Source organism: Alistipes intestinihominis (genome assembly GCF_040095975.1).
GTDB lineage: Bacteria > Bacteroidota > Bacteroidia > Bacteroidales > Rikenellaceae > Alistipes > Alistipes senegalensis.
The window spans coordinates 121,609-131,986 of the sequence record NZ_JBBMFL010000009.1; the positions used below are offsets into that span (position 1 = coordinate 121,609).

Here is a 10,378-nt window from a genome sequence, read left to right on the forward strand (position 1 = left end):
AATATATGAACCTGATCGAAACGTTCCAGCGCTACATCGAAGAGAACAGCCTCGCCATGCACGACGACCGCATCCTGCTGACCGTCTCGGGCGGCGTGGACTCGATGGTGATGCTCTCGCTGTTCACCCGCTGCGGCTACCGGGTGGGCGTTGCCCACTGCAACTTCCAGCTGCGGGGCACGGAGAGCGACGAGGACGAAGTGCTGGTGGAAGAGGAGGCGAAAAAATACGGCGTGGAGTTCTACAACAAGCGCTTCGAGACCAAGGCCGAGATGGAGCGCACGGGCGAGTCGATGGAGATGGCGGCCCGGCGGCTACGCTACGCCTGGTTCGACGCCCTGAGCCATGAGCACGGCTATACGGCCGTGGCCATCGCCCACCACGCCGACGACTCGATAGAGACCTTTTTCATCAACCTGCTGCGCGGCACCGGGCTGCGGGGACTGACGGGCATTTCGACCCAGGTGGGGAAGATCATCCGCCCGCTGCTGTTCGCCTCGCGCCGGGAGATACTCGAATACGCCGTGCAGAACCGCATCCCCTTCCGGGAGGATTCGTCGAACCGCTCGACCAAATACCTGCGCAACAAGATCCGGCTGGGGCTCATCCCCCGCATCCGCGAGATCAATCCCAAGTTCACGAGCCTGATGAGCCGCAACCTCGCGCGGCTGACCGACGCCCAGCTGTTCATCAACCACGGCATCGAGCGCATCCGCGGCGAGGCGGTCACGTCGGAGGCGGGGATCGACACGATCCGCCTCGACCGGATCGACCCGGCGTTCCCGCAGGGGTTCGTGATCTACGAACTCCTCAGTTCGGGATACGGGTTCAAGGGCGACGTGATCGACTCGCTGTGCCACGCCCTCGAACAGGGGGCCACGGGACGGCGGTTCTACGCCCGGGAACACGTGGCCTGCATCGACCGCGGACGAATCGTCGTGGCGCCGGTCGCCCCCGACGACGCGTGTCTCACGACGGTGCCGAAAGGAGCCCTGCGCAGCTACTGCGGCAACTCGGTGCTCTACTACGAATACTGCGACATCGACACGATCAAGAATTTCGGCGTCCCGGAGCACATCGCGCAGATAGACGCCGACCGGCTGCAATTCCCGCTCACGCTCCGCCGCTGGCAGGAGGGCGACTGGTTCGTGCCCTTCGGCATGACGGGCCGCAAGAAGGTGTCGGACTTCCTCGTCGATGCCAAAGTCTCCGTGGCCGAAAAACAGCGGCAGTTCGTGCTCGTGTCGGGCGGCGAAATCGCGTGGCTCGTCGGCCGCCGCATCGACGACCGCTACCGGCTGACGCCCGAGACGGAAAACGTGCTGCGCATCACCAAAGAGATCGTTTAAGAGATGGCAAAAAGCACCGTAAAGTTCAAGGACTCCGTCGCCGAATACGAGCGGATCGCCGCCGAGATCGCGGCGCGCCGGTTTTCGGGCATCTACCTGCTGATGGGCGAGGAGAGCTATTTCATCGACGCCCTCGCGGAGCAGCTGGCGGCGACGATTCTCGACGAGGCGTCGCGGGCCTTCAACCAGATCACCGTCTACGGACGCGACTCCGAGGCGGGGCAGATCATCAACCTCTGCCGCCAGATGCCCATGATGGGGTCGTATCAGGTGGTGATCCTCAAAGAGGCCCAGCAGCTCAAAGGGCTCGACAAACTCTCGCTCTACACCCAGAAGCCCTCGCCCACGACCGTCCTCGTGATCTGCCACAAGGAGAAGAACGCCGACAAGCGTTCGGCTTTCTACAAGGGGTGCGCGGCGAACGGCACGGTGCTGGAATCGGTGCGGCCGCGCGACTACGAAATCGCGGCGTGGTTGCAGCAGTTCATCCGGAAACAGGGGCTGACGATCGACGCCAAGGCGCTGTCGATGCTGACCGACCACCTGGGGACCGACATCGCCAAAATCTCCAACGAGCTGAAAAAACTCACCGTGTCGATGCCCGAGGGGGTGAAGCGCATCACCGACGCCGACATCGAGGCCAACATCGGCATCTCGAAGGATTTCAACAACTTCGAGCTGTGCAAGGCCGTGGCCACCAAGGACATGGGCCGCGCGCTGATGATCGCCGACCACTTCGCCCGCAACCCCAAGGACAACCCGCTGCTGCTGACGGTCATGGCGTTGTTCGGACAGTTCCGCGACATCTTCGTCGTCAACTACCTGCGCTGGCTCGCGCAGCATCGGGGAAAGCCCTTTCCGCCGGACACGGAGCTGATGCGCATCCTGCGCAAAAGCAACGTCTACGTCCTCGGGGAGATCAAACAGAACGCCGCGGCGTGGAACAACCGCAAGGTGTTCAACATCCTGGGGCTGCTGCGCGAATACGACGCCAAGAGCAAGGGGCTCAACGCCGGAGGAGCTCCGGACGGCGAGCTGCTGCGCGAACTGCTGCTGAAAATCTTCCTGCTTTGACGGAGCTCTACCTATATCAGACGGTCCACCTCGCCCGGGGCCGCGCCCGCAATGCGGAGGCGCACGCCGCACGGCTCGACGCCGCATCGCGCGAGTTGTTCGGCCGGGGATATGCACCCGCACGCCTCGCGGCCCGCATCGAGGCCCTCGCCGCCGCGGAACGCTATCCGACGGGGGTGTCGGGATTCGTGCGCATCGAATTAGGGGCCGACGGCGAGGAGCGTCTCACACCCACGGGGGTGTCGCTCTACGACGGCTACGCTCTCCGGAGCCTCCAGCCCGAGGCCGTGACGCTCCGCTACGACCTGCCGCTCACCGAGGCCCCGACCTCGGCCCGCGAAGCGGCGGCGCAGCTGGCCCGCCATATGGCGGAGCGCGCGGGAGCCGATGTCGCCGTGCGCTGCGACCGGGAGGGAATCCTCCGCGAAGCCGACGACGCCCCGCTGTTCGCCGTCGCGGGACACACGGTGCTGGCGGCCCCCGGCACGCAGAGCGTCGAACGGGAACTGGCCGTGCGGGCCGTGCGGGCCGCGGGGCTGGAGCTGCGCGAGGAGCCCTTCGGATGCGGGGAGCTGCCGCGGATCGACGAACTCTTCTTCGCCGACCACCGGGGCATCACCGCCCTCGCACGCTGCGACGGGCAGCCGCTGATGTCGCTCATCGCCGAGCGCATCGCCCTCGTCATGGAGGGGCTGTTTCCGAAAAAATAGAAACCGCACCGGCCCCTTCCGTCGTACCTTTCGGGCAACCAAATCCCGAAAACCATGAAAAAATACCTCGTGCTCTACGCCGTCGCCGTGACGGCGCTGTTCGTATGCTCCCACCGCCGCTACCGCGCCGAAAACCGGCGCCTCGTCCAGAACCAGACCGCTCTCGCCGCCGAGGTCGCGCACTACCGCACGCAGGCCGGGCAGGAGGCTGCCTCGGCCCAAGTCCTGCGGCTGCGGTGCGGGGAGTTCGAAGCCCTGCGTGCGGCCGACGCCGAAGAGATCCGGCGGCTGGGGCTCAAAATCCGCCGGCTGGAGGCCGCCGCAAAGACCGTGACGGCCACCGAAGCCGAAATCCGCACGCCGCTGCGCGACACCGTCGTCGTCCGGTCCGGCGACCCGCACCCCGTGCGCGATTCGGTGCGGCTGTTCCGCTGGCGCGATCCGTGGGTCACCGTCGAGGGGCGCATCGGACGCGACTCGGCCGTGTGCCGCATCCGTAGCATCGACACCCTGCGGCAAGTGGTCCACCGCATCCCCCGCCGCTTCCTCTTCATCCGCTGGGGTACGAAGGCGCTCCGGCAGGAGATCGTCTCGACGAACCCCCACACGCGGATCGTCCACGCCGAATACGTGAAAATCGAACGGTGAGGCGCAAGGACGCCGAACGAATAAAACGGAAAAACCTGCGGGTATTTCCGTTTTTTTCCTACCTTTGGGGGCGATGCCGTAACGGCCTCTTCAGGGGAGCGGAGCGTTTTGCAGAACCGGACAGCGATTCGGTTTTGAACCCATCCGACTTTTTCGTACCTTTGGAGCCGGTGCCGTAACGGCACTTTTAACAGTCGGAGCGTTTGCAAGAACCGGACAGCGATCCGGTTTCGAACCCATTCGACTTTTTAGCACCTTTGACAATTATGGAAAGGACAGCCATATTCCCCGGGTCGTTCGACCCGTTCACACGCGGCCACGCCGCGCTGGTCGAAGAGGCGCTGAATCTCTTCGACCGCGTGGTGATCGGCATCGGCAACAACACCTCCAAACAGGGGCTGCTGACGGTCGAGAACCGCAAACGGCTCATCGACGACGTATTCCGCAACGAAGAGCGCGTGGAGGCCCGCGTCTACACCGGGCTGACGGGCGAATTCGCCGAGACGATGGGCGCCTGCGCCATCATCCGCGGCGTGAGGAACACCACCGACTTCGAATACGAACGCACGATGGAGTCCACCAACCACCGCATCTACCCCGACATCACGACCGTCATGCTCTTCACCCCCTCGCCCGTGGCCGACATCTCGTCATCGACCGTGCGCGAGGTGCTCTCGTTCGGCCGCAACGTCGAGGAGTTCATGCCCGAAGGAATAGACATCAACAAGTACCTATGAAAAACGCAGTCCGGCCCTCAGGGAGGGAGATGGCGTACCTTCCGCCCGGTCGGCACGGTAAAATTCGATACGGACAAAGGAACGAACTGAAATACGAACTAACAATATACGCTTTATGATGGAATTTTCAGCTGAAATGATCGCCGGATTTCTGGGCGGCGAAATCGTCGGCGACAAAAACGCCAAGGTGCACACCGTTTCGTCGATCGAGGAGGGTAAGGCCGGATCGCTGAGCTACCTCACAAATCCCAAATACGAACAGTTCCTCTACACCACAGGCGCGTCGATCGTGCTGGTCGATCGGGCCTTCACGCCTTCGCAGCCGGTGGCCGCGACGCTCATCAAGGTGGACGACGCCGGAGCCTGCGTCCTGAAACTCCTCGAAATGTACAACGCCGCCAAACCCCGCCGCAAGGGAATCAGCGACCGCGCGTCGGTAGCGCCCGAAGCCGAGGTGGGCGACGAGTGCTACATCGGCGACTTCGCGGTCGTCGAGGAGGGCGTGCGCATCGGCAAGGGGTGTCAGATCTATCCGCAGGTCTACCTCGGACGCGGCGTCACCGTCGGCGACAACACCGTACTCTACCCCGGAGTGAAGATCTACGAAGGGTGCGCCGTGGGCGCGAACTGCATCCTGCACGCCGGCGTGGTGATCGGCGCCGACGGTTTCGGATTCATGCCCAATGCGCAGGGAGGCTTCGACAAGATTCCCCAGCTGGGCAACGTCGTCATCGAAGACGACGTGGAGATCGGCGCCAACACCTGCATCGACCGCGCCAAGACCGACTCGACCGTCATCCGCCGCGGCGTGAAGCTCGACAACCTGATACAGATCGGCCACAACGTGCAGATCGGCGAGAACACCGTGTCGTCGGCCCAGACCGGCATTGCGGGGACTTCGAAAGTCGGCCGCAACTGCATTCTCGCGGGACAGGTGGGCATCGCCGACCACGTCGTGATCGGCGACCGCGTGAAGATCGGCTCGAAGAGCGGACTCGACAAGGACGTTCCCGACGACGAAATCCGCTTCGGATACCCCGCTCTCCCGGGCATGCAGTACCACCGTTCGGCAGCCGTGTTCAAACGCCTGCCCGAACTGGAAAAGCAGGTCCGTGCGCTGGAAAAACGACTCGCAGAACTCACCAAAAACCAATAAGTCATGAAAAAGATCCTGATCCTCGCAGCGGCGGCCGCCGTGCTGTGCAGCTGCGGAAACAAAAACAAATACACCGTCGAGGGGACCGTCGCCGGCGCCAACGACAAGGTATACCTGCTCGACGAAGAGGATACCGTCCTCGACTCGGCGGTCGTCAAAAACGGCAAATTCCGCCTCTCGGGCATCGCCGAAGCTCCGGCCGTAGCGATCCTGCGCGACGCCCGCGACCAGGGTGCGACGTTCGCCGCGATGCTGATCCTCGAACCGGGACGGATCACCGTGAGCGACGATGCGGACAACGCCTACCGCAAGAAGGTGACGGGCACGCCGGCCAATGACGCCAGCGACGCCTATGCCGCGGCCAGCCACGCGCTGGTCAACGAGTTCCGCGACGAGGCGACCGACGAAGAACGCCGCGCCGCGATCGAAAAGGAGTACGACCAGCTGACCCGCACGACGATGGAGCAGAACCGCACGAATCTCTTCGGCGCACTGCTGCTGGCTCAGCAGCTGGGATACGAGCTTTCGGGACAGGAGCTGCTGGACGAAATCGCCCTCTTCCCCGAGGAGCTGCAACGGAGCAGCGTGCTCGAATCGCTCAAAGAGAGCGCCGAGCAGAAGATCAGAACCGATGTAGGACAGCCCTACACCGACGTAGCACAACCCAGTGCCGAAGGGCAGGAGGTGTCGCTCAAATCGGTCGTCGAAAACCCGGCGAACAAATACGTCCTGCTCGACTTCTGGGCTTCGTGGTGCGGGCCCTGCATGGGCGAGGTTCCCCACCTGAAAAAGGCTTACGACGAGTTCCACAAGAAGGGATTCGAAATCTACGGCGTATCGTTCGACAAGGACCGTGAGAAATGGCTCGAAGCCATCGACCGCAACGGCATGAACTGGGTGCACGTCAGCGAGGTGAACGGATTCGACAACCAGGCCGCCCGGGATTACGCCGTGCAGGGAATTCCGTCGAACTTCCTGATCGCCGCCGACGGCACGATCGTCGCCAGAAACCTCCGCGGCGAAGCGCTTTACGAGAAGATCGCCGAACTGCTGGCCCGATAGAAAACCGACAGTCACACACCCCTCCGTTCCGTTTCGGCGGAAAGGAGGGGTTTTCGCAACACAGGATTTCCGCACTTGAAACCTTCGGAAAAATACAGGATCATGGGCATCGACCCCGGCACGAACTACATGGGTTACGGCGTGCTGGAGGTCGAAGGACGCACGGTGCGCTCCGTCGTGCTGGGCGACATCGACCTGCACAAGCTCCCGGACCCCTACGCCAAACTGCGCTATATCTTCGAGCGGGTCGGGGCGCTGATCGACGAATACGCCCCGCACGAAGTGGCGCTGGAGTCGCCGTTCTTCGGCGAGAACGTGCAGTCGATGCTTAAACTGGGACGTGCTCAGGGGGTGGCGATGGCGGCCGCGCTGAGCCGCGGGATCGACGTATTCGAATACGCTCCGATGCGCATCAAACAGTCGATCACCGGCCGCGGATCGGCCGCCAAGGAGCAGGTCGCCTCGATCGTCTGCCGCACGCTCACCATCGACCGGCCCCCCAGGCGTCTCGACGCCACGGACGGCATGGCCGTCGCGCTGTGCCACTATTTCACCACGGCCAGTCCGATCCAGGCCGCATTGGGCAGCGAACGGGTGAAAGGGCTCGGCGGCGGCAAGAAAGCCGCCTCGAAGAAGGGTTCGCAAAGCTGGGAACAGTTTCTGAAAAAGAACCCCGACCGGGAGATCAAATAAAACCGTCCCCGAAGCGAACTTCCGCACTATTTCTCCTCTACGCCCTGCTGTGCAGCTGCGGCGGCCCCCTTTCAGACAAGACGGACACGCTCCGACGAGCAGCCGCTTTCGAAAGCGGCTGCGAGAAAAGCCCGGGCAGGATCTTTTTCAAACGGCTGATAATCCGAACAATGGCTTTCGGAGTGGTTTTCGGAATCCGGTCGAATTATTTTTTTCGGTAAAATTTCCGCACGATTATTTGCGTGTTTCGGATTTTTGCCCTACATTTGCAATCGCAATTCGGCACCGTAGCTTAATTGAATAGAGCATCTGACTACGGATCAGAAGGTTACAGGTTTGAGTCCTGTCGGTGTCACAAGATCGCATCAGCAAACCGTTGTAAGTTAATAGCTTGCGACGGTTTTTCTTTGCCCCGGGTAAAACATAGGTAAAACAGTTGATTATTTCTAAATACCTATTTATCAAACACTTGCGTTTGCAAATATAGAATTTATTTTGTAGTTTTACGGTAGCAAATCACTAAAAACTACATGACAAACGAGATTATTCGGTCAAATCGGTTGGAATTACTGAAAAACGAGGTATTCGGTGCACTGGATGTCACGGATGCAACACGCAACGAATACCGGATGCGGATCACGCATTTTATTCGGTATGCGGAAACACACGGCATCAACCGCAATTCTTATTTGGATTACAAACGGTATTTAGCCAATATCGACACATTCAGCGTATCGACTAAAAACAAATACCTGATTGCGGCGAAAATCTTTTTGGACGGGTTGCATCGGTTGAATTTGATCCCGCAGAAAATTACGGATCATGTCCGCGGATTCATGCAGAGCCGACTGCACCGCAAAGAGGGCTTGCAGGATGCCGACATCGGAAAGTTACAACGGTATTGTTCCGACTTACCGCCTACCCCGCAAAATTTAAGATTGAGAGCGCTTGTCGCTCTCTTTTTGTTTCAAGGGCTTCGGCAGATCGAGGTCGTCCGGTTGGATGTTGGGGATATTGACCTGCGGAACAAGACCGCATTCATCCGCGGCAAAGGCCGGGATGATAAAGAGCCGATTCATTTGCACCCCTCAACGGTCCGTGTTCTGCGGGAATATCTGAACTGTTACCGATTCCGAAGCGGCGCACTGTTCCGCAGTGACAGTAACCATTGCCGGGGCGAAAGGCTTACGGCCAAATCGGTCCGGGAGATCATAAAACGGGTATTCGCAGAGTTGGAGATCGACGGAAGCACGCATGGCTTTCGTCATTTTTTTATTACCAAGTTAATCAAATCCTATAAAGGGGAATTATTGATGGTGTCGAAATACAGCCGTCACCGGAGTATTCAGATGCTTGAAGTTTACAACGACGAGATTATCCGCGAGCAGGATTTACCCCGGTTTTACGAAGTCTTTAACGAAATACGGATATGAAGAAGCAACCACCCCGGAATATCTATTGTTTGGAGGGGAATTGGAGAACGAACCCGCGGTGCAGACAAAGCGTGCGTCCGATGCTCGACATATTGCGGGATGCCGCAGGGATAAAATACATTTACCGCAAGTGCAACACGCGGGAAGAGTTCTTCGAATATCTGCGGCAATACACGTTCGAGCGTTACCGGAATTATACGATTCTATACATTGCCTTTCACGGCAGACCGAATAAAATACAGATCGGGCGGGACCTCGTGACGTTACGCGAGATTGCGGACATTTTGGAGGGTTTTTTAGCGCATCGGGTCGTTTACTTTGGCAGTTGTAGCACTATGCGCACGAAACGCGCGAATATCGACGATTTCCTGCATCGCACAAAAGCAGACATCCTCGCAGGTTATAGCAAGGATGTCGATTTTATTCAAGCCACGGCGTGGGAATTATGTTGCTTTTTTGATCCCAAGATAATCTTTCAGTTAACAGACCAAATAAAACGATTACCGAGTTTTGTCCTTTATGAATTTTCAAAGCCATAGTTATTGTATAATCTCGCAGAACCTACTTTATCAAAAGTATTATCATCCCAAAGTCCGCTATCGTAACGTAAACTATATCTGGGATTATTGGATATAATGGTTATAATCTTTGCAATTATAAAGAGTTGATTTAAAAATTCGCTATAATAGTTGTATATTACATTTCTTTTGCCTTCTGGATTCTCCATCTGAGACGACACTAAAAGCCAAGATGATCCTTTTAATAATTCAAGCAGAGAAAGCGTATCTGCATCTAAAATAAACGAATATTTTGATATGATAAGGTCTACTGTATTAATCAAATCTGTTGTTTTGGAATGGATGAATTGACCCCATGTACAATTTGAATACTCGGCATTTCGTGTAAAATCACAATTCATAAATGCGTCCCGAAAATGTTCGCTATTATACATTTCATCATATGTTTCTTTGAATTCGGGTCTCTCTTTACTCGATACTTTATAAATGCGATTGAGATAAAATAGGTAAAAATTTAATGCTCTGCTAATTTCTAAGTAAGCAATATTCAAAAGTCTATTTCGCTCTCGTTGTTCTTTCTTTTTGATGATCTGATCAATACAAAGGACCGTAACCCATATGCCAATAATGGCAGTAAATAAATTTGCAGAAAACTGTTTTAGCCAAGTTTTAATACTAACATCGTCGGTAATGAAATGCAGAACTCCTACGATAATAGTTACATATGTCAGTACAATGATATAATTATTGTCTGTTAAGTATTTTCTCAATTTACGCATAGAGCTGGAATCACAGGTCAAATCTTTAAAATTCTGATTCGATAATAATAATCTAAAATAGCGCACTCCAATTAATCTAATTTTCAATATCACATATCCAATTAGACTTTTAATAATTATAAAGTATTTTCAGTATTTATTATCATTAGTGTCCCGTTAAAATGGGACGAGTTAAACAATTAATCAAATAGCCCCGGAATAATGGGATTATATAGATCT

11 protein-coding genes and 1 tRNA gene are annotated in these 10,378 nt (G+C 57.1%); 11 read left to right on the forward strand and 1 reads right to left on the reverse strand.

Going from position 1 to position 10,378, the window contains the following annotated elements:
- Window positions 1-5: 5 nt before the first annotated feature.
- The 11 genes from tilS (at window position 6) to WMO46_RS09350 (ending at window position 9,401) form a co-directional block, all read left to right on the forward strand.
- Window positions 6-1,349: a tRNA lysidine(34) synthetase TilS gene (gene tilS / locus WMO46_RS09300; RefSeq protein WP_349094221.1), complete on the forward strand. Its 1,344-nt coding sequence runs from the start codon at window positions 6-8 to the stop codon at window positions 1,347-1,349.
- 3 nt (window positions 1,350-1,352) lie between these two features.
- Complete coding sequence (holA, locus tag WMO46_RS09305; protein WP_196017969.1) at window positions 1,353-2,423, forward strand: DNA polymerase III subunit delta; 1,071 nt, start codon at window positions 1,353-1,355, stop codon at window positions 2,421-2,423.
- Window positions 2,420-3,133 carry an aminotransferase class IV gene (locus WMO46_RS09310; protein WP_349094222.1) on the forward strand — a complete coding sequence of 238 codons (714 nt, stop codon included), beginning with the start codon at window positions 2,420-2,422 and terminating at the stop codon, window positions 3,131-3,133. The genes holA and WMO46_RS09310 overlap by 4 nt, the downstream gene beginning before the upstream one ends.
- A gap of 54 nt (window positions 3,134-3,187) precedes the next feature.
- Window positions 3,188-3,781: a DUF6549 family protein gene (locus tag WMO46_RS09315; RefSeq protein ID WP_276715417.1), complete on the forward strand. Its 594-nt coding sequence runs from the start codon at window positions 3,188-3,190 to the stop codon at window positions 3,779-3,781.
- Between the two features lie 266 nt (window positions 3,782-4,047).
- Window positions 4,048-4,518: a pantetheine-phosphate adenylyltransferase gene (gene coaD / locus WMO46_RS09320; protein ID WP_019151295.1), complete on the forward strand. Its 471-nt coding sequence runs from the start codon at window positions 4,048-4,050 to the stop codon at window positions 4,516-4,518.
- 115 nt (window positions 4,519-4,633) lie between these two features.
- A complete protein-coding gene (gene lpxD / locus WMO46_RS09325; RefSeq protein ID WP_349094223.1) occupies window positions 4,634-5,674 on the forward strand; it encodes a UDP-3-O-(3-hydroxymyristoyl)glucosamine N-acyltransferase in 1,041 nt (346 codons plus the stop codon).
- A 3-nt stretch (window positions 5,675-5,677) separates the two neighbouring features.
- Window positions 5,678-6,736, forward strand: a complete 1,059-nt coding sequence (locus WMO46_RS09330) for a TlpA disulfide reductase family protein (RefSeq protein ID WP_129651624.1) — start codon at window positions 5,678-5,680, stop codon at window positions 6,734-6,736.
- Between the two features lie 102 nt (window positions 6,737-6,838).
- Window positions 6,839-7,429, forward strand: a complete 591-nt coding sequence (ruvC, locus tag WMO46_RS09335) for a crossover junction endodeoxyribonuclease RuvC (protein ID WP_129652267.1) — start codon at window positions 6,839-6,841, stop codon at window positions 7,427-7,429.
- A gap of 281 nt (window positions 7,430-7,710) precedes the next feature.
- Window positions 7,711-7,784 (forward strand) — tRNA-Arg (locus tag WMO46_RS09340).
- A 175-nt stretch (window positions 7,785-7,959) separates the two neighbouring features.
- A complete protein-coding gene (locus WMO46_RS09345; protein WP_168948841.1) occupies window positions 7,960-8,862 on the forward strand; it encodes a tyrosine-type recombinase/integrase in 903 nt (300 codons plus the stop codon).
- Window positions 8,859-9,401, forward strand: a complete 543-nt coding sequence (locus WMO46_RS09350; protein WP_317167635.1) for a DUF6642 family protein — start codon at window positions 8,859-8,861, stop codon at window positions 9,399-9,401. Before WMO46_RS09345 ends, WMO46_RS09350 begins: the two co-directional genes overlap by 4 nt.
- Here the strand turns inward: WMO46_RS09350 and WMO46_RS09355 are convergent.
- Window positions 9,380-10,159, reverse strand: a complete 780-nt coding sequence (locus tag WMO46_RS09355) for a hypothetical protein (protein ID WP_349094224.1) — start codon at window positions 10,157-10,159, stop codon at window positions 9,380-9,382. The genes WMO46_RS09350 and WMO46_RS09355 overlap by 22 nt on opposite strands.
- Window positions 10,160-10,378: the final 219 nt, after the last annotated feature.